Source organism: Rhodanobacter sp. sgz306013 (assembly GCF_057031145.1).
The window spans coordinates 373,542-392,009 of record NZ_JBXCIJ010000004.1; the positions used below are offsets into that span (position 1 = coordinate 373,542).

The 18,468-nt window shown below is 69.4% G+C and carries 22 protein-coding genes; 8 read left to right on the forward strand and 14 right to left on the reverse strand.

Annotated elements, in window-relative coordinates; all coding sequences use genetic code 11:
* Positions 1–153 precede the first annotated feature (153 nt).
* Entirely contained in the window at positions 154–1,332 is a 1,179-nt protein-coding gene (locus AC2EWF_RS14630) for an acyltransferase family protein (RefSeq protein WP_483640113.1), read from the forward strand.
* 220 nt (positions 1,333–1,552) lie between these two features.
* On the forward strand, positions 1,553–1,927 hold the full coding sequence (locus AC2EWF_RS14635) for a hypothetical protein (RefSeq protein ID WP_483640114.1): 375 nt from the start codon (positions 1,553–1,555) through the stop codon (positions 1,925–1,927).
* A 36-nt stretch (positions 1,928–1,963) separates the two neighbouring features.
* Here AC2EWF_RS14635 and AC2EWF_RS14640 read toward each other — a convergent pair whose 3' ends face one another.
* From AC2EWF_RS14640 to AC2EWF_RS14670, 7 genes are all read right to left on the reverse strand, one after another.
* Positions 1,964–2,461 carry a hypothetical protein gene (locus AC2EWF_RS14640; RefSeq protein ID WP_483640115.1) on the reverse strand — a complete coding sequence of 166 codons (498 nt, stop codon included), beginning with the start codon at positions 2,459–2,461 and terminating at the stop codon, positions 1,964–1,966.
* A 161-nt stretch (positions 2,462–2,622) separates the two neighbouring features.
* Positions 2,623–3,297 (reverse strand): hypothetical protein, encoded by a 675-nt coding sequence (locus AC2EWF_RS14645; protein ID WP_483640116.1) that lies wholly within the window; start codon positions 3,295–3,297, stop codon positions 2,623–2,625.
* A 40-nt stretch (positions 3,298–3,337) separates the two neighbouring features.
* The gene (gene hemE, locus AC2EWF_RS14650; protein ID WP_483640117.1) at positions 3,338–4,414 is read right to left on the reverse strand and encodes a uroporphyrinogen decarboxylase; all 1,077 of its coding nucleotides are present in this window, start codon (positions 4,412–4,414) and stop codon (positions 3,338–3,340) included.
* 1 nt (position 4,415) lies between these two features.
* A complete protein-coding gene (locus AC2EWF_RS14655; RefSeq protein WP_369493237.1) occupies positions 4,416–4,676 on the reverse strand; it encodes a hypothetical protein in 261 nt (86 codons plus the stop codon).
* Between the two features lie 45 nt (positions 4,677–4,721).
* A complete protein-coding gene (locus AC2EWF_RS14660) occupies positions 4,722–5,036 on the reverse strand; it encodes a hypothetical protein (RefSeq protein ID WP_483640118.1) in 315 nt (104 codons plus the stop codon).
* A 22-nt stretch (positions 5,037–5,058) separates the two neighbouring features.
* The gene (gene aroB / locus AC2EWF_RS14665; protein WP_483640119.1) at positions 5,059–6,156 is read right to left on the reverse strand and encodes a 3-dehydroquinate synthase; all 1,098 of its coding nucleotides are present in this window, start codon (positions 6,154–6,156) and stop codon (positions 5,059–5,061) included.
* Complete coding sequence (locus tag AC2EWF_RS14670) at positions 6,153–6,707, reverse strand: shikimate kinase (RefSeq protein WP_483640120.1); 555 nt, start codon at positions 6,705–6,707, stop codon at positions 6,153–6,155. Before AC2EWF_RS14670 ends, aroB begins: the two co-directional genes overlap by 4 nt.
* Before the next feature lie 27 nt (positions 6,708–6,734).
* Here AC2EWF_RS14670 and AC2EWF_RS14675 point away from each other — a divergent pair, with 27 nt between their 5' ends.
* Both AC2EWF_RS14675 and AC2EWF_RS14680 read left to right on the forward strand, forming a co-directional pair.
* On the forward strand, positions 6,735–7,568 hold the full coding sequence (locus AC2EWF_RS14675) for an NAD-dependent epimerase/dehydratase family protein (protein WP_483640121.1): 834 nt from the start codon (positions 6,735–6,737) through the stop codon (positions 7,566–7,568).
* A 31-nt stretch (positions 7,569–7,599) separates the two neighbouring features.
* Positions 7,600–7,947: a YbjQ family protein gene (locus tag AC2EWF_RS14680; protein WP_483640122.1), complete on the forward strand. Its 348-nt coding sequence runs from the start codon at positions 7,600–7,602 to the stop codon at positions 7,945–7,947.
* 225 nt (positions 7,948–8,172) lie between these two features.
* Here the strand turns inward: AC2EWF_RS14680 and AC2EWF_RS14685 are convergent, their stop codons facing one another.
* Positions 8,173–9,006 (reverse strand): kinase, encoded by an 834-nt coding sequence (locus AC2EWF_RS14685; protein WP_483640447.1) that lies wholly within the window; start codon positions 9,004–9,006, stop codon positions 8,173–8,175.
* A 142-nt stretch (positions 9,007–9,148) separates the two neighbouring features.
* Between AC2EWF_RS14685 and pdxH the strand changes: the two genes are divergently transcribed.
* Positions 9,149–9,736, forward strand: coding sequence for a pyridoxamine 5'-phosphate oxidase (gene pdxH, locus AC2EWF_RS14690; RefSeq protein WP_483640123.1), 588 nt, complete (start codon positions 9,149–9,151; stop codon positions 9,734–9,736).
* Between the two features lie 13 nt (positions 9,737–9,749).
* Entirely contained in the window at positions 9,750–10,190 is a 441-nt protein-coding gene (locus AC2EWF_RS14695) for a secondary thiamine-phosphate synthase enzyme YjbQ (protein ID WP_483640124.1), read from the forward strand.
* A 298-nt stretch (positions 10,191–10,488) separates the two neighbouring features.
* Here AC2EWF_RS14695 and AC2EWF_RS14700 read toward each other — a convergent pair whose 3' ends face one another.
* Positions 10,489–11,064: a YggT family protein gene (locus tag AC2EWF_RS14700; protein ID WP_483640125.1), complete on the reverse strand. Its 576-nt coding sequence runs from the start codon at positions 11,062–11,064 to the stop codon at positions 10,489–10,491.
* Positions 11,061–11,888, reverse strand: a complete 828-nt coding sequence (gene proC, locus AC2EWF_RS14705; RefSeq protein ID WP_483640126.1) for a pyrroline-5-carboxylate reductase — start codon at positions 11,886–11,888, stop codon at positions 11,061–11,063. Before proC ends, AC2EWF_RS14700 begins: the two co-directional genes overlap by 4 nt.
* A gap of 260 nt (positions 11,889–12,148) precedes the next feature.
* Here proC and AC2EWF_RS14710 point away from each other — a divergent pair, with 260 nt between their 5' ends.
* Both AC2EWF_RS14710 and AC2EWF_RS14715 read left to right on the forward strand, forming a co-directional pair.
* The gene (locus tag AC2EWF_RS14710; protein ID WP_483640127.1) at positions 12,149–13,186 is read left to right on the forward strand and encodes a type IV pilus twitching motility protein PilT; all 1,038 of its coding nucleotides are present in this window, start codon (positions 12,149–12,151) and stop codon (positions 13,184–13,186) included.
* 69 nt (positions 13,187–13,255) lie between these two features.
* Positions 13,256–14,422, forward strand: a complete 1,167-nt coding sequence (locus AC2EWF_RS14715; RefSeq protein WP_483640128.1) for a PilT/PilU family type 4a pilus ATPase — start codon at positions 13,256–13,258, stop codon at positions 14,420–14,422.
* Positions 14,423–14,594: 172 nt separating this feature from the next.
* Here AC2EWF_RS14715 and AC2EWF_RS14720 read toward each other — a convergent pair whose 3' ends face one another.
* The 4 genes from AC2EWF_RS14720 to AC2EWF_RS14735 form a co-directional block, all read right to left on the reverse strand.
* A complete protein-coding gene (locus tag AC2EWF_RS14720; protein ID WP_483640129.1) occupies positions 14,595–16,388 on the reverse strand; it encodes a hypothetical protein in 1,794 nt (597 codons plus the stop codon).
* Positions 16,389–16,510: 122 nt separating this feature from the next.
* On the reverse strand, positions 16,511–17,437 hold the full coding sequence (locus AC2EWF_RS14725) for an aspartate carbamoyltransferase catalytic subunit (protein WP_483640130.1): 927 nt from the start codon (positions 17,435–17,437) through the stop codon (positions 16,511–16,513).
* Complete coding sequence (ruvX, locus tag AC2EWF_RS14730; RefSeq protein WP_483640131.1) at positions 17,434–17,892, reverse strand: Holliday junction resolvase RuvX; 459 nt, start codon at positions 17,890–17,892, stop codon at positions 17,434–17,436. Before ruvX ends, AC2EWF_RS14725 begins: the two co-directional genes overlap by 4 nt.
* Positions 17,889–18,458, reverse strand: coding sequence for a YqgE/AlgH family protein (locus AC2EWF_RS14735; RefSeq protein WP_483640132.1), 570 nt, complete (start codon positions 18,456–18,458; stop codon positions 17,889–17,891). Before AC2EWF_RS14735 ends, ruvX begins: the two co-directional genes overlap by 4 nt.
* Positions 18,459–18,468 lie beyond the last annotated feature (10 nt).

The following is an 18,468-nucleotide window of genomic DNA, read 5'->3' on the forward strand; positions in this document are numbered from 1 at the left end:
CCGTAACAGCCATGCGCCGCGGCCCCGGCACGGGATGGATTGACCTGCCGCGCAGGCTGCGCGCGGCGTCGTGCCATGCATCGCTCCCCCGGCCGTCTTGCCGGCCAGCCGTCGCGCCGTCACCATCGCGGCTCGACACGACAGGGGCGGCGCATGCGCGAGAGGGTTCTTGCGATGGAAGCGGGGCATGCGGGGTCACGCAATCCCGGCATCGATGCCTTGCGCGGCCTCGCCATCGTGCTGGTGGTGTTCAATCATCTCGGCCTGCGCATGCCGCTGGAGAAGAGCACGCTGGCGAATGTCTTCCCCGCTTGGCTGTTGAACCGGCTCAACTGGAACGGCTACGAGGCGGTGTATGTGTTCTTCGTGATCTCCGGCTTCCTGATCACGGGCAATGCGCTGCGCCGCTGGGGCAGCCTGGCGGCCATCGATGTGCGGGCTTTCTATGCGCGGCGCTTCGCGCGCATCGTGCCGTGTCTGCTGGCGCTGCTCGCAGTGCTGAGCGCACTGCATCTGCTCGGTGTACAGGACTACGTGATCCATCGAGCCGGTCAGTCGCTGCCGCGCGCGCTGCTGGCGGCGCTGAGCCTGCATCTCAACTGGTACGAAGGGCGTACCGGCTATTTGCCCGGTTCGTGGGACGTACTGTGGTCGCTGTCGATCGAGGAGGCGTTCTACCTGGGCTTCCCGCTGGCCTGCCTGCTGCTGCGCCGGCGCGCGCTGCTGGTGCCGCCGCTGGCATTGCTGGCGCTGTCGCTGCCGTGGCTGCGGGCGGCGCTGCATGGTAACGAGATCTGGCTGGAGAAGGCCTACCTGCCGGGCATGGCGGCGATCGCCACCGGCGTGCTCGGCGCGCTGCTCGCCGAGGCTTGGCGGCCGCCGCGGCGTACCGTCCTGCTGCTGGGCTGGTTCGGCGCCGTGGGCCTGGGGGCGGTGCTGCTGGATGGCGGTGCGTTGTGGCACTGGCTGCGTGACGGCTACATGCTGGTGCTCACCTCGTCCGCGCTGTGCCTGCTGCTCTGCTGCCGCTGGCGCGCCGCACCGGGCGCGGTGTCGCCGCTGCCTGGCCTCGGCTGGCTGCGTGCCTGGGGCCGGATGAGCTACGAGATCTACCTCACCCACATGTTCGTGGTGTTCGCGGTGGTGCGCCTGTATCGCTTCGTCGGCGGCGATCCGGCGCACGGCTGGCTGTGGTACCTGCCGGGGCTGGCGCTGTGCTGGCTCCTGGGGACGGCGGTGGAACGCTGGTTGTCGGCGCCGTGCGAGCGTTGGCTGCGCTCGCGGCTGGTCGGCGTCGCGCCACGCGGTCGCATGGGCATGCAGCCCGGCTGAGCCGCCCCGCAGATGCCGGTTCCGGCGCGAAAAGCGCGGCGTGACTGAACGCCGCAGGGCGGGCACGCCTCAAGCACGGGCTGCTTCTGCCGACAACCTGACCGTGGCATTGCAAGAATTTCATCTTTGTGCGCGTACGGTGGCGAGTAACCGGGAAGGCGCCCGCCCGTCTGCGTGCACGGAACAGCCTGCGAAACCGGTGTCTGGCCAACGATCCAGCATGAACATGAGCCGCTACGACAAACCGCCATCCGGCAACACCGTGGACTGGAGCAACCCCGAGCTGCAGTCCCTGCTCACCCGGTCCGAAAGCTGGAGCCTCGACAACCGCGGCGTGCATGCGCCGGTGGCCTGCGAGCTGCACATCGGCTGGGGTGCCGGCGTCGGTCGGGCGGCCACCCTGGTCTACCAGCGCGAAGGGGTGATGGTGGTCGAGACGCGCTTCGCCATCCCCAAGGGCGAACACGTGCGCGTGGACCGGGTCCAGGCCGGCGCGATGCGCTCAAGCTGGGGCATCGTGGTGGACGGGCGCGAAGGCTTTCGCGCCGACGACCGCGCCAACGGCATCCACGTGCATTGGGTGCATCTGCGCTGAGAGGCATAGTGCGCGCGGCCGGCGGGTTGCTCCGGCTCAGCCGCCGCCCAGTCCGAAGTTCCACGCCGCCTGGAAAGCCAGCATGACGGCAGCCATGGCCGTGACGCCGCCGCCCTTGGGATGGCGCAGGTCGGAGGAACCGGCGTACAGGGCCAGGCCGACGACGATGGTGCAGGCCTCGAGCAGGAAATCCGCCCAAGGCGTGGCGTAGAGGTGCAGGCCGACCACGGGGCCGTGCCGCCATAGCGGCAGCCGGCTGGTGAGGTAGTCGGCTGCGATGTGCGACAGCACCAGCAGGCCGGCGCCCAGCGCCAGGCCGGTGCGACGGAAGAACACGGCCGTGAGGGCGCCGACCGCGACGGCGGCAGCACATGCGCCGGGAAGGGTGTGCGTGTCCGGTCCGACGCTCAGCGCCGGAACCAGGTTGCCGAGCGCGTCGTGCAGGTCCGGTTCGATGCAGGCGAACAGCAGCCATGCCATGGGCAGCGACTGCAGGCGGCGGCGCGCGCCCAGCGCGATGGCAAAGTGGCCCATGTACATCAGCGTGCCTGCCGGAGGAGATGGCGATGGATCGCGCAGACGATGGCGCCAGGTAGGAGAAAGCCAAGCAGCATCAGCCAGTCAAAATGTCCCATGGGTTCTCTCTTGGTGCGGGAGGCCTGGCCAACCCGTTAATGTGGTCGGCCCTGCCCGTCTCAGCGGGTGGCATGCATGCGCTGGATGCGCGCGATGCTGCCGCCCTGGTAGGTCACCACGTAGGTGGAGCCTTCGTGCGCCTGTCGCCTGACCCGGACCGGCCCACTCGCGATGGCCTTGCGCAGGGCCTCCTGATGGAAGGCGGCCAGGTCGCCGTCCGGAATCAGCACCAAAGGCGGGCTGATCTGCCGGAAGCTGGTGAAATGACCGCCGCACCGGGTGGTGTCGTTGCTGAACTTGAACCAGCCCTGGCCGCAGCTCTGGCCGGAGATTTCCGGAAGGCGCTTCAGCCAGATGAAATACTTGTTTTCGTGCGTGATCCGCACGCGGTTGTAGCGTGCGTCGCTGCCGCCGACGTTGCCCGCGGTCCAGAAGCGCACGATGCTGGCCTCGCTGCAGTCGGCCGACGCGCACTCCTGCAGCACCAGGTATTCGTCGTCCTGCAGTGACATCGGCTCGATGTTGAGGATGTCGCCCTTCACCAGGGCCTGTGCGGGAAATACCACCGACGGCATGCGCGGGTCGACCTTGAAGTCCCCGGAGACCAGGTAGCCGCCGTGCTGCGACGAGAACGGTGGCGCGGTGACGTCCACGGCGGGGAGATCCGTTTGCGCCGAAGCGGCGAAAGCCGCCAACGCCAGCCAGCCGGACAACACGATACCCGTGGTCTTCATGAGGGCTCCGATGATGCTCCGTCGTCGGCTGGCTTGACGATCAGGCCGTTGCGCCGCGCAACACACGCCCGTAAGTGTGCACCTCGTCCACCAGCACGCGCACGTGCTCGGGATCGACCTCCGGCGTGATGCCGTGGCCGAGGTTGAACACGTGGCCGGGATGGTTGCCGTAGCTGTCGAGCACGGCGCGCGCCTCGCGGCGTATCACCTCCGGGCCGGCGCGCAGGATCGCCGGATCGAGGTTGCCCTGCAGCGCCACCTTCCCGGCCACCGCGCGGCGGGCGTCGGCGAGGTCGATGGTCCAGTCCACGCCCAGCGCGGCGCAACCGGAGTCGGCCATGGCCGCCAGGCTGGCGTTGGCGCCCTTGGAGAACAGGATCACCGGCAGTTCGCGCGCGTGCGCGTCGGCCTTCAGCGCAGTCACTATCTGCGCCATGTAGCGCAGGGAGAATTCGCGGAACGGCGCGGGGCCGAGCATGCCGCCCCAGCTGTCGAACACCATCAGTACCTGCGCGCCGGCCGCGGCTTGTGCGGCGAGGTAGGCCGCCACGCTGCGCGCCAGTACGTCGAGCAGCCGATGGGCGAGCGCGGGTTCGCTCCAGCACAGCGCCTTGAGCCGTGCGAAGTCGCGCGAGCCGCTGCCTTCCACCATGTAGCAGGCCAGCGTCCAGGGGCTGCCGGCGAAGCCGATCAGCGGGACGCGGCCGGCGAGTTCCCGGCGGATCAGCCTTACCGCGTCCATCACGTAACGAAGCTCGGCGTCCATGTCGGGCACGGCGAGCCTGGCGATGTCGGCCGCGCTGCGCACGGGGTGCGCGAACTGCGGACCTTCGCCGTGCGCGAACGACAGGCCCAGGCCCATCGCGTCGGGGATGGTGAGGATGTCGGAGAACAGGATCGCCGCGTCGAGCGCGAAGCGATCCAGCGGCTGCAGCGTCACCTCGCAGGCGAACTCGGGATTCTGCGCCAGGCCCATGAAGCTGCCGGCGCGCTCGCGGGTGGCGCGGTACTCGGGCAGGTAGCGGCCGGCCTGGCGCATCACCCAGATCGGCGTGGTGTCGGTGGCTTCGCGCCGCAGCGCGCGCAGGAAACGGTCGTTCTTCAGCGGTGCGTGCATTTCATCGTCCGTAGGGGCCTTCCAGGCCCTGGGCGAACATCAGGCGATAGCCGCGCTTGAGCTGGGCGTCGCGCGCCTTCTCGAACGCGGCGATCGCCGCGTCGCGCTCCAGGAACTGCTCCCGGCGCAGCGTGGCCTTGCCGCCCTGCTGGCCGGTCTCGCGGTACAGCGTCCAGCCGCCGAGCAGATCCTGCTCCAGCACGATCTGGACGTAGCGTGGCGGCTCGGCGCTGCCGGGCAGGTTTTGCAGATAGAGGCGCATGGCGTCGGTGATCGGTACGGCGTGAGGCCGCGTGATGGCGCCATTCTAGAAGGCCGGGGGCTTCCTAGCGAGTCCGCAGGGCGCCATTTGGCGGTCTGCGTGTGGCCAGGCGACGCGCGTCGATGGCATCGCGCAGTTGTCGCAGATCGCAATCACGGACCGCGCGCAGAGCAGCACTCCCAAACCGGCGAGAGCGATGCGGTTGCCATCGCGTTCCAGTGCGGCTCCGCGCGGGTAGCGTCCCAAAGTGCAGATCAGCGCAACGCAACGTCCCGTGCTGGACGCCATCCAGCCCGAAATCAGCCATGCCGGCAGGAAATGCAGGAATTCACGAATGGCGTCGGCGATGCCGTCGATCAAGGTAGCCGTGCTGTCAGATCGTTCAATCCGGGATGGCCTCGCGCAGCACGGCCAGCACTTCCGCCTCGGCCACGCCACTCGTGATCTCGGCCTTGCCGATGCCGCGCCACAGGATCAGCCGCAGCGTGCCGGCGGTGTTCTTCTTGTCCAGCCGCATCAGCGCCAGCAGCTGCTGCGCGTCCATGCCGGGCGGGATCGCGACGGGCAGGCCGGTCTTTTCCAGCAGGCGTTGCAGGCGCGCGGTGTCGGCGGCGCCGCCCATGCCGAGCCGTTCGGACAGCCGTGCCGCGAGCAGCATGCCCACGGCCACGCCTTCGCCGTGCAGCAGGGTGGTGTAGTGGCCGGCGGTCTCCAGCGCGTGGCCGAAGGTGTGGCCGAGGTTGAGCAGGGCGCGTTCGCCTTGTTCGGTTTCGTCGCGCGCCACCACGCCGGCCTTGTAGCGGAGCTTGCGCGCAATGGCCTCGGTCAGCGCCGCGTCGTCGCGCGCGGCCAGCGCATCCGCGTGATCTTCCAGCCAGGCGAAGAACGCCGCGTCGCCGATCGCCGCGCCCTTGATCACTTCGGCCAGGCCGGCGCGGTATTCGCGATCGGGCAGCGTGGCCAGCGTGTCGAGGTCGGCCACCACCGCGCGCGGCTGGTGGAAGGCGCCGACCAGGTTCTTGCCGGCGGGCAGGTTCACGCCGGTCTTGCCGCCCACCGAGGAATCCACCATCGCCAGCAGGGTGGTGGGCATCTGGATGAAGTCGATGCCGCGCATCCAGCAGGCCGCGGCGAAGCCGGCGAGGTCGCCCACCACGCCGCCGCCCAGGGCGATCACGCAGGCGTCGCGGGTGGCGCCCAGCCCGGCCAGTGCGGCAAGCACGTGTTCCACGTTGGCGAAGCTCTTGTGCACCTCGCCATCGTCAAGCAGGTGGCTGGACCAGTTCAGTCCATCGAGGCCACGCGCCACGCGCTCCAGGTACAGCGGCCCCACCGTGGTGTTGCTGACCACCAGCACGTGGCGGCCGCGCAGGCGCGCGCGCCAGCGTGCGGCGTCGCCGAGCAGGCCGCGGCCGATCCAGACCGGGTAGCTGCGCGCGCCGAGGGTGACGTCGATGGTGGTGGGGTTGCTTGCGTTCATTCGGCGGACGGGGGTGTGGGGAGAGAAGGGCGTTGCCAGTGCCGGTCGATCAGCGCGATGGCCTGGGCGCAGATCGTCGCGATGCCATGGGTGGCAGGCAGGGCGAGGTCGGCGGTCTCGCGGTACAACGGCTCGCGGATCAGGGCCATCGCCTCGAGCGGGGTGCGGCGGTCCACACCAGCCAGCAAGGGGCGCTGATGATCGTGCGCGAGCCGTTCCAGCTGCTGCTGGACACTGGCCTGCAACCACAGCACGTAGCCGCGCGCGGCGAGCAGGGCGCGGTTGTCCGCAGCCAGCACCGCGCCGGCGCCGGTGACCAGCAGCACGCCGTCGCCCGCGGAGAGCTCCTTCAGTAGCGCGTTCTCGCGACGGCGGAAGCCGGCTTCGCCCTCGACGGCGAACACGGTGGCGATATCCGTGCCGGTGCGTCGCTCGATCTCGTGGTCGAGATCAACGAAGGCCAGGCCATAATGCGCGGCGAGGCGTCGGCCGACCGAGGTCTTGCCCGCGCCGGTCGGGCCGATGAGGAACAGGTTGCGCGACGGATTCATCCCGGCACTTTAACAGTAGAGGTTTGGATGGCCGAACGGATTTTGCTGGCAGGTTGCGGCGACCTGGGCCTGCGCGTGGCCGTGCGCCTCATGGCCGCGGGCGACGAGGTGTGGGCGCTGCGCCGGCGCCCGCCGCCGGATGCGCCGGCCGGCCTGCATTGGCTGGGCGCCGATCTCGCCGCGCCGCACACGCTGGCGAACCTTCCTGCCGGCATCACGCGGCTGGTCTACCTGCCCGCGCCGGATGCGCGGGACAAGGCGGCGTACCGCGCGCTGTTCCTGGACGGCCTGCGTCATGTGCTGGAGGCATTGGACCGCAGTGCGCTGCGCCAGGTGCTGCTGGTGTCCTCCAGCGCGGTGTATGGCGAGCACGACGGCGACTGGGTGGACGAGACCACGCCGCCTGCGCCGCTGGGTTTCAACGGCGAACTGCTGCTGGAGGCGGAACGCTGGCTGGCGGCGCAGTCGGTGTCGTCCACCGTGCTGCGGCTCGCCGGCCTGTACGGGCCGGGGCGCCTGCAACTGGTCGAGCGCCTGCGCGCGGGCGTGGCGCGCGTACCGCGCGAGGTGCCGCACTGGGCCAACCGCATCCACGTGGACGACGCCGCGGCGGCGATCGTGCACCTGCTGCGCCTGCCGTCGCCCGAACCCTTGTACCTGGGCGTGGACGACACGCCGCTGCTGCTTGATGAGTTGTACGACCTTCTTGCCCAGCTGGTCGATGCGCCGCCGCCGGCGGAAGGGGCGGCACCTGCCGGCGTGGGCAGCAAGCGGCTCAGCAATGCGCGCCTGCGCGCCAGCGGCTGGGCACCGCGGTGGCCCGATGCACGCGACGGCTACGCGGCCTTGCTGGATACTTGAGCGGTCCATCTTTCCACCGAGGAGAACACCCATGGCCAGTTTCCCGATCCCGCACGGCATGGTCACCACCGGCAACGAGCTGCACGGCTATCGCGTGCTGCGCACGCTGGGCATCGTGCGCGGCATCACGGTGCGTTCGCGCAGCGTGGTGGGCAACCTCGGCGCCGCGCTGCAGACCCTGGTGGGCGGCAACATCACGATCTACACGGAACTCTGCGAGAAGGCGCGCGAAGAAGCCTTCGAGCTGATGCTGCAGCACGCCGCCGCGATGGGCGCGAATGCGGTATTGACGATGCGCTACGACGCCAATGACGTGGCCGAGGGCGTCACCGAGGTGCTGAGCTACGGCACGGCGGTACAGGTAGAGCCGGTGGTGTAGCAAGCCGCCGCCGCGGCCTGCTACAGGCGATCCACGGATGGATCGCATGCCGGGCAATCGCTATAGCGGTTGCCCGGCGGAGCCCAGCCCGGCCTTGTCGGGCTGGGCGAGTCCAGGAAGCGCACGAAAGCACTTCCTGGACATTCAGCACGGCGGTTGCTGTATCTCTTCGCCTGCCGGGCCCTCACTTCAGCCCCTCTCCTGGCGGGAGAGGGGAGAACTTCGTCACGAATGCGTGAGCCCGGTCATGTGGCGGTCGTCGTCGTACTCCACGATGCTGTCGGCGAGCGCGGGCAGGGTGGCCAGCGCGTGGCGGCTGAGCCGCTCGTAGTGCTGCAGGAAGCGTTCCATGGTGGCGGCGTCCATCGCCAGCGGCGCGTTGCGCGCCAGCAGTTCCTCCTCGGTCTCGCCGCGCCAGCGGCGCACCACGTCCCAGTTCGGCGCCTGCAGCACGATCAGGGCATCGAACTTGCGCCACAGCGGCTGGTAGCCGCGCAACTGCTTGTTGACCCAGCGGCGCCAGCTGCCGTCGGCGTCTTCCTCGCGTTCCAGCCTGTTCACCGGCTCGTCCAGCGTGGCCTGGGACTGCGGTCGCAGGCCCAGTGCCCAGCCTTCCACGATGACCAGCTTCGGCGGACGGGTGGCGCGGGGCCAGCGCGAGGGTGGCATGCGCGTGTCGCGGCCCTTGTCGAAGCGCGGCCATGCCACCGGGAGCTTCTCCGACGCTTGCGGCAGCGCGGCCAGCACGGAGAGCAGCAGCTCGATTTCGTGCGTGCCCGGCACGCCGCGGGTGCGCAGCAGCGGATGGATCTGCTGGGCCATCAGCTCGCGGTCGCCGCGCGAGTAGTAGAAGTCGTCCAGCGACAGGGCCTCGGTGGCCCAGCCGCGCGCCTCGGCCTGTGCCTTCATCTCGCGCGCCAGCGTGCTCTTGCCGCTGCCCTGCAGTCCGGACAGGCCGAGGATGTACGGCCGGCGCGAGCGGGCGATGCGTCCGGCATACTGGTCCAGCAGGTGGCCGGCCAGCGAGGCGTTCGGTGCGGCGGCGTGCGCTTTGGGCATGCTCATCGGCAGCCATCCGCTTCGGGCGGGCGCAGCCGGCCGTGGACCCGGGCGGGGTGAGGGATTGGGTTAAGATGTGACGGTCTCATCCGCGACATGATGGCGCGCGCGCGCCACGATTCAAGGGAAAAGTTTCCGAGCCATGCTGAGCCCCGAGATTCTCGACACTTTCCGGCAACTGCTGGAGGAGGCGAAGGCCTCCGGCGATCCCGAGCCCACCGCGATGAACCTGGCCACGGTGGACGCCGACGGCCGCGTCGCCTCGCGCATCGTGCTGCTCAAAGGCGTGGACGAGCGGGGGCTGCGCTTCCACACCAACTACGACAGCGACAAGGGTGGCCAGCTGGCGGCGCATCCGCAGGTGGCGCTGTGCTTCCACTGGAAGCAGCTGCGCCACGGCGTGCAGGTGCGCGTGGAAGGCGTGGCGCGCAAGCTGCAGGCGGAGGAATCCGACGCCTACTTCGCCACCCGGCCGCGCGGCAGCCAGATCGGCGCCTGGGCCTCGCTGCAATCGCAGAACCTGCCCAGCCGCCAGAGCTTCGACGAGCGCGTGGCGCGTTACGAGCGCGAATTCGAGGGCCGCGACGTGCCGCGCCCGCCGCACTGGGGCGGCTACCTGGTGGAGCCCGACGTGGTCGAATTCTGGTATGGCGCCGAGTTCCGCCTGCACGAGCGCGTGCGCTGGAGCCGGCACGGCCAGACCTGGACGCATCGGCTGCTGTACCCGTGAGCACGCCTGCGCCATGAGCCGCTCCCTGCCCGCCGGCCACGCCGACCAGCACGGATTCGCGGTGCACACGCGCGGCCGCGGCTTCACCGAGATCACGGACAAGGTCGCCGACGTGGTGGCCGCCAGCGGCGTGCAGCTCGGCATCGCCCACGTATTCACCGCGCACACCAGCTGCTCGCTGCTGCTGAGCGAGAATGCCGACCCCACCGTGCGCGAGGACCTCGAACGCTGGCTGGCCCGCGCCGTGCCCGACGGCGATGCGATCTTCGAGCACGACGCCGAAGGGCCGGACGACATGCCCGCGCACGTGCGCGCCGTTCTCACCGGCGTGAGCCTCGTGGTGCCGGTTCATGGCGGCAAGCCGCAGCTGGGGACCTGGCAGGGGTTGTTCCTGTGGGAGCACCGGCGTGATCCGCATCAGCGGAGGGTTACGGTGACGGTGTTGGGGCATTGAACGCGTGACGCCGGCGCGGTTGTCGATTCGACGCGCTGGGGTTGCGAGTTAGCCGTTTGCTCCGTTTCCGTTCGTCCTGAGCATAGTGAAGCGGAGTCGAAGGGCTCGCGCTCTGGTTCTTGGCGGGATCGCTCGGTGAATTTCTGCGCGAACTTCAAAGCGGTTTCGTGCCCCTGCCGGCGCCCGAAACTGCTTTGAAACTTGCGAGAGCACGGAGGCAAAGCCCCTCTTCCCTAGCCGCTCTCCTACAAGTGGGCGAGGGGGAAAAGCGCAGCGAGCGAAGGGAAAAGGCGCGAGGTCAGCCCACCACCGCCAACCGCATGCCGAAATCGAGCAACGGCGCCGCCACCAGGATCCGCGCCAGCAGCAAGCCGATGATCACCACGGTCGGCGAGAAATCGATCATCCCCACCACCAGCCTGCCGCGCAGCGGCCGCATCAGCGGATCGACGATCACGCCGAGCAGGCGCTGCAGCGGCTGGCGCTGGTCGGGGACGAACATGCTCATCAACGACCAGCCGAACACCAGCACCAGGTAGAACAGCAGAGTGAAATCGAGCAGCTCGGCCAGTGCCAGCACGACCAGGCCGAGAAAGTGCGGCACCAGGCCCATCAGCGTGAACAGCACCAGGCGCTTGAGCAGCATTGCCAGCCACGCGAGCAGGAGCGCGGCGAGGTTGATGCGGCGCCAGTTCGGCAGCACGCGGCGGATCGGCGCCAATACCGGGTTGGTGGTGCGGTAGATGAACTGGCTGAGCGGGTTGTGGAAGTCGGCGCGGCAGGCTTCGGCGGCGACCCGCAGCAGGAACAGGGTGGCGACGGCGTCGAAGGCGAATTCGACCAGCAGCGCGAGGGCGTTGAGGAGGTAGCTCATGCGGGATTCCCGTTGTCGAGCGCGGCGGCGAGTTCGGCGCCGCGGCGGGTGGCGGCGGCGACGGCGCGTGCGGTGATGCGCGGCAGGCCGTCGGCGGCGAAGCTTTCCAGCGCGGCTTGGGTCGTGCCGTTCGGCGAAGTGACGCGGCGTCGCAGTTCGGCCGGGTCCTCGCCGCTTTCGGTGAGCATGCGGCCGGCACCGAGGCAGGTTTGCGCCGCCAGCGCGCGGGCGGTTTCGCGCGGTAGGCCTTGCGCCACCGCGGCATCTTCCAGCGCCTCGACCAGGGCGAAGAAGTAGGCGGGGCCGGAGCCGGAAAGCGCGGTGACGGTGTCCATCAGCGCCTCGTCGGCGATCCAGCGGGTGAGCCCGGCCGCGTCGAGGATGTGCTGCGCCAGCGCCTTCTGTGCGGCGCTGACCCGGCCGTTCGCGCACAAGCCGGTGGCACCGGCGCCGATCAGCGCCGGGGTGTTCGGCATGCAGCGCACGATCGGTAGCGCGCCCAGCCAGCGTTCGAGCTGGTCCAGCCGCACGCCGGCGGCGATCGAGATCATCAGCGGCCGCCGGCCCTGCAGGGCGAGGTGCAGTTCGCCGTGCATCTTGGGCATGGCCTGCGGTTTCACCGCGAGCACGATCACGTCGGCATCGGCCACGGCGAGCCGGTTCTCGGCCCAGGTGGCGACGCCGAAGTCGCGGGCCAGCCGCTCCCGCGTTTCGGCCAGCGGGTCGGCCACCCGGATGTCGGCGGCCGCATGGCCGGTGGCGAGCAGGCCGCCGATCAGGCTGCGGGCCATGTTGCCGCCACCGACGAAGGCGATGCGTGTCATGGGGGAATCCTGGTGGATGGAGACGGCCGCCTACCTTACCGGAGCCGCCGTCCGAGTGGGGCGCCGCGGTTTCGGTGACGAAGTCCGCAAACCGCGGCCGACGCTGGCCGCACGACCCGTGCGGCGAGTAGTATCGGCTCGCTGCAAGGGGGAGCCGGATGACCGGGGCGCATGCGCGCATCGCACGCGGCGTCCGCACCTCGCCTTTCCGCTGCAGCCATCGCCACAGCATCCGACGACGGGTCGAGGGGAACCACTGTATGGATATCGCCGAACTGCTTGCCTTCTCGGTGAAGAACAAGGCTTCGGACTTGCACCTGTCCGCCGGCCTGCCGCCGATGATCCGCGTGGACGGTGACGTGCGCCGCATCAACATCCCGCCGCTGGAACACAAGCAGGTGCACTCGCTGGTCTACGACATCATGTCGGACAAGCAGCGGCGCGACTACGAGGAGTTCCTGGAGACCGACTTCTCGTTCGAGATCCCGGGCCTGGCGCGTTTCCGCGTCAACGCGTTCACCCAGAATCGCGGCGCCGGCGCGGTGTTCCGCACCATTCCTTCCGAGGTGCTCACGCTGGAGGACCTCGCTTGCCCGAAGGTGTTCAAGGAGCTGATCGAGCAGCCGCAGGGCCTGATCCTGGTGACCGGCCCCACCGGCTCGGGCAAGTCGACCACGCTGGCGGCGATGGTCGACCACATCAACAAGAACGAATACGGGCACATGCTCACGATCGAGGACCCGATCGAATTCGTGCACACCTCGCAGAAGTGCCTGGTGAACCAGCGCGAGGTGCACCGCGACACGCACGGCTTCAACGAGGCGCTGCGCTCGGCGCTGCGCGAGGACCCGGATTTCATCCTGGTGGGCGAGCTGCGCGACCTGGAGACGATCCGCCTGGCGCTGACCGCGGCTGAAACCGGCCACCTGGTGTTCGCCACCGTGCACACCAGCTCGGCGGCAAAGACCATCGACCGCATCATCGACGTGTTCCCGGCCGGCGAGAAGCCGATGGTGCGCTCGATGCTGTCCGAGTCGCTGCGCGCGGTGATCTCGCAGTCGCTGCTGAAGAAGACCGGCGGCGGACGCCTCGCTGCGCACGAGATCATGGTGGCCGTGCCGGCGATCCGCAACCTGATCCGCGAGGACAAGGTGGCGCAGATGTACTCGGCGATCCAGACCGGCCAGCAGTTCGGCATGCAGACGCTTGACCAGTGCCTGCAGGACCTGGTCAAGCGCGGCCTGGTGTCGCGCCAGGAGGCGTATGGCTACGCGAAGAACAAGGATCTGTTCCGATAGGCGCCGGCGGGCGTGACTGCGGCTCCGCGGCCATTCCATTGATTTGCGTCTCCCGGAGGAGACAGGACCATGAGCGAATTCGATTTCACCTCCTTCCTCAAGCTGATGGTGCACAAGCAGGCATCGGACCTGTTCATCACCGCCGGCGTGGCGCCGTCGATGAAGGTGCAGGGGCGCATCGTGCCTATCACGCAGAGCCCGCTGTCCATGCAGCAGTCGCGCGACATGGTGCTCAACGTGATGACGCCCTCGCAGCGCGAGGAGTTCGAGAAGACCCACGAATGCCAGTTCGCGATTTCCGCGCAGGGCGTGGGCCGCTTCCGCGTATCGTGCTTCTACCAGCGCAATTGCGTGGGCATGGTGCTGCGCCGGATCGAGTCGAAGATCCCGACGGTCGAGGAACTGAACCTGCCGCCGGTGATCAAGCAGCTGGCGATGACCAAGCGCGGCATCATCGTCTTCGTGGGCGGCACCGGCACCGGCAAATCCACCTCGCTGGCGTCGATGATCGGCTACCGCAACCAGAACTCGACCGGCCACATCATCACGATCGAGGACCCGATCGAATATGTGCACAAGCACGAGGGCTGCATCATCACCCAGCGCGAGATCGGCATCGACACCGACAGCTGGGACAACGCGCTGAAGAACACCCTGCGCCAGGCGCCGGACGTGATCATGATCGGCGAGGTGCGCACGCGCGAGACGATGGAGCACGCGATCGCGTTCGCCGAAACCGGCCATCTGGTGCTGTGCACCCTGCACGCGAACAACGCGAACCAGGCGATGGACCGCATCCTGCACTTCTTCCCCGCGGATCGCCGCGAGCAGCTGTTCATGGACCTGTCGCTGAACCTCAAGGGCGTGGTGGCGCAGCAGCTGATCCCCACGCCGGACGGCAAGGCGCGCCGCGTGGCGGTGGAGATCCTCTTGGGTACGCCGCTGGTGCAGGACTACATCCGCCAGGGCGAGATCCACAAGCTGAAGGAAGTGATGAAGGAATCCACCCTGCTCGGCATGAAGACCTTCGACCAGAGCCTGGTCGAGCTCTACCACGCCGGCGAGATCAGCTACGAGGACGCGCTGCGCCACGCCGACAGCGCGAACGAGGTGCGCCTGCGCATCAAGCTGGCCCAGGGCGGCGACGCGCACACGCTGTCGCAGGGCCTGGAGGGCGTGGAGGTGGAGCAGACCCGCGGCGGCGACAGTTTCGGCGGCGGCCTGCTGCAGCGGTGAGCCGGGTGGCCTGGAGAGGCCCGATCCTGCCGTAGGAGCGCACCCTGTGCGCGAATGCCTTTGGCTACGACCAAACGTCGGAGTGTTCGCGCACAGGGTGCGCTCCTACAGACCAGTCGTCGGAACGAAGAAGGCGCCCCGCGGGGCGCCTTCTTCGTTCCGTTGCAAGGGTTCATTTCAGCGTAGTGTGGCTGGTGACCACGATGCCGCTCTCGTCCACGTGCATCTCGGCGTCGATGCTTTCCACGCGCTGCGCCTGGGCCTCCATCGCGGCGAACTGCGCCTTGGAACGGGCGGCGTCGGCGGCGGCCTGGGCCGCCTCGTCGGCGGGCGTGGTGTCGCCGCTGATGGTGGGTTCGTCGCTCTTGCTCATTTCGGCGGCTGCGGCGGCGAGGCTGTCGGACTTCATCTCCATGAACTTCAGCCAATCCAGGTACATGGCGCCAGAAAGGTGCATGCGGGCCACCTGGCCCGGTTCGCCTGCAGGGTCGTGCAGGGTGGCGGCGAGCTTGGCGTCCTCGCCGGTGCCGATGCCGAGCGCGAGTGCCTTGTCGCCGGTCGCCAGCCAGGCTGGCTGGCCGAGCATGGCGACCATGTCCTTCGGGAGCGCCACCGGGGTGCCGTCAGCGGCGGGTTTCAGCTTCGCCAGTGCAGGCACCATCATTTGCCCGGTGGCCAGCAGACCGCTCGGGTCGCTGGTGCCGAGCACCACCCGGCCGCTGAAATTCGGCAGGCTGCTGGTCTTGTCCGCGCTCAGGCTGTCCAGCGCGAGGCGCAGGCCGAGCAGGTTGCCGAACGGCGGGATCGCCGCCTTCGGCATTGCCTCGCCCAGCTTGGCGAAGCCGTCGTTGAGGTCGACCAGCATCGGGCAGGTGAACGGCCTGGCCGCCACCGCATCGGCCTGGGCGGACCAGAACGTGCGCAGCGCGGCCACCGGCAGCGCAAGGCTGAGGTCGAACGGCGCCGTGGTGCCGCCGCCGAGGCCAGGCAGCTCCACTTTGAGCCCGCTGAAGGCCCTGGCGATGTCGTCGGCCAGCGCCACGTCGAAGCGACCATCCTGGTGCTTCGCGTCCAGCCGGGTGTAGCCGAAGCTGAGCGAGGGCACGCGTGCGGCGATGCGGCTGGCCTCAGGGGCGCAGCTCGGCGAGGTCTTCAGCAGGTTTGCCAGCGGTTCGCCGGTCTTCGCCGATTCCGCGCCGGCGTGGGCGTGCTCGATCGCGGCGATCAGCGGGTCGCTGCCGGAAACCACCAGCGGCAGCGCGCGGGTGAGGTCCAGCTGGCCGACCAGCCACTTGGCATAGCCCTTGTCCTTGGCCAGCGCGGCGAGCCGGCCGTCGTCCTGCAGGCTCTTCGCTGGGCGGTCCAGGCCCAGGGTCTGGCGCAGCAGCGGCGTGGCGGCGTCGGCCGGGAGGATCGCCGCCACTACCTGCTTGCCGACCACGGCGAGCACCAGTTCCGTACCGGAAGCGGGGAACAGCTGCCTGCGGTAGCTCTGCGCGCCAATGGTGGCGGTATCCAGCTTCTTGCCGTAGGCGGTCTCCAGCCTGCCCACGAAGCCCTCGAAGGCCTTGGGGTCGCTGAGCTCCATGCGCAGCACCGGGGCCATGCCTTCGCCGTAGAGCGCGAAGCGGCCCTTGAGATCGAAGCCGCTGGCCTGGGCGAAGGCCTCGATGGTCTTGCCCTTGAGTTCGCCGGTGAAGGCGCGCACCAGGCGCGCGGCATCGGGGTCGTTGGCCTGCTCGCGGGTGGCGAAGGCCTCCATCTGGGCGACCTGCGAGGGCAGCTGCAGGTCGGCCTGGGCGAGCAGCGCCCGGCGCGTGTCGTCGTCCAGCACGGCCAGGTTGGCGACCGCATACGGCGTGTCCGCCGGCACGAAGGCCAGCGGCGCGCTCTTGTCCTTGTGCGAGCAGGCCGCCAGCGCGACGCAGGCCAGCCCCAGCGCGATGAAGCGCGTCCTCGATTGCATGGTGTTCCCCGGTGGTGGAAGCCGCTGCGCGCAATTATGCCCGCTTTGCGGCTTGCTGCGGTGCACTAGAAGCGGAGCGGCCGCTCGGCCGCGCCCGGGGGGCTTGCGGCGTTGGGCTGCGCTCAGCGCGCCAGCAACTCGGCCAGCACGGCCATCCGCACAAACACGCCGTTGGCCACCTGTTCGAGGATGCGCGACTGCGCGCCGTCGGCCACCTCGTCGGCGATCTCGATGCCGCGGTTGAGGGGGCCCGGGTGCATCACCAGGCAACCCTTGGCGGCGCGCGCGAGGCGGCGCGCGTCCAGGCCGAAGTGGTGGAAGTAGGCGGCCTCGTCCGGCAGGTCGGTGGCTGCCATGCGTTCCTTCTGCAGGCGCAGCATGATCGCGACGTCGCTACCCTCGATGGCGCTGTCGAAATCCTCGGTGAAGCGGCACTGCGCGAACTCGCTCGCATCCGGCAGCAGCGGGGCGGGACCGCATAGGCGAATCTCGCCCACGCCCAGCGCGGCGAGCGCGTGCACGTCCGAGCGCGCCACGCGCGAGTGGCGGATGTCGCCGCAGATAGTCACCACCAGGTTCTCGAAATCCGGCCGGTGCTGACGGATGGTCAGCGCGTCGAGCAGGCCCTGGGTGGGATGGGCGCGGTTACCGTCGCCGGCGTTGATCACCGACACGCCGCTCATCGCGTGGCGTACCAGCTCCTCCGGCGTGCCGGATACCTTGTGGCGCACCACGATCGCGTCCAGGTGCATTGCCTCCAGCGTGTGCAAGGTGTCGTACAGCGCCTCACCCTTGGCGGTGGAGGAAAAGCCGATGTCGAAGTTGAGCACGTCGGCGCCAAGCCGGCGCGCGGCCAGCTCGAACGAGGTGCGGGTGCGCGTGGACGGCTCGAAGAACAGGTTGAGCACGGTGCGCCCGGCCAGCGTGTCCAGCTTGCGGGTGCCGTGCGCGCAGGCGTCGCGCAGCGCGATGGCGCGGTCGAGCAGGCGCTCGACGCTGGCGCGCGGCAGGTGTTCCAGCGTGGTGAGGTGGCGCAGGCGTGGGCTCATGGCGTGTGTGCGGGAGTGGAAAGATCGGAAGTGGACGCGGGTTCGGCGAACCAGCGTTCGAGGATGACGGCGGCGGCCTCGGCATCGATGCCGGCGGCATCGCGGCGGCGCTTCAGGCCTGCGGCACGCGCAGCGGCGAAGCGGCGCGCGGCCTCCTGCGAGCTATGGCGCTCGTCGACCAGCGCCACCGGCAACCCATAACGTTGCTGCAGCGCAGCAGCGAAGCGGCGGGCGCGCCGGCTCGCGGGCTGTTCCTCGCCGCCCAGCGTGAGCGGCAGGCCCACCACCAGGGCATCGGGCAGCCATTCGCCACGCAATGCGTCCAGTTGCGGCCATCCCGGTTCGCCGTCGTGCACCGCGAGCACGGCGAGCGCGCGGGCGCTGGCGGTGAGGGCACTGCCCACCGCCACGCCGATCAGCTTGCTGCCGACATCGAAACCGAAGGCACAGCTCATGCGTGGCCCGCGTAGCCGGGCAGCTGCAGCGGGTCGACGCCGACCAGGCCGGCGGCGGCGCTCCAGCGCTCCTCCAGCGGCGTGTCGAACACCACGCGTTCGCAGGCCTCGGCGGTGAGCCAGGCGTTCGCCATCAGCTCCTGCTCCAACTGGCCCGCATCCCAGCCCGCGTAGCCCAGCACCATGATCGCCTGGCGCGGGCCTTCGCCGGCGGCCATCGCCACCAGGATGTCGCGCGAGGTGGTCACCGACCACGAAGCATTGATGCGGTAGCTGGATTCCCAGTGGCCGGGCTCGCGATGCAGCACGAAGCCGCGCTCTTGCTGGACCGGGCCGCCGATCAGCACCGGCGCGTCGGCCAGCTCGGGATCGCTGCACTCCAGCTTCATCTGCGCCAGCACGTCGCCGAAACGGTACTGCGAAAGCTGATTCACCAGGAGGCCTACCGCGCCTTCCTCGCTGTGCTGGCACAGCAAGGCCACGCCGCGCGAGAACGGCGGTTCGGCCAGCCCGGGCATGGCGATCAGGAAATGGCCGGTGAGGGTGGGCGGTTCGGTGCGGCTCATGTGCCCATTG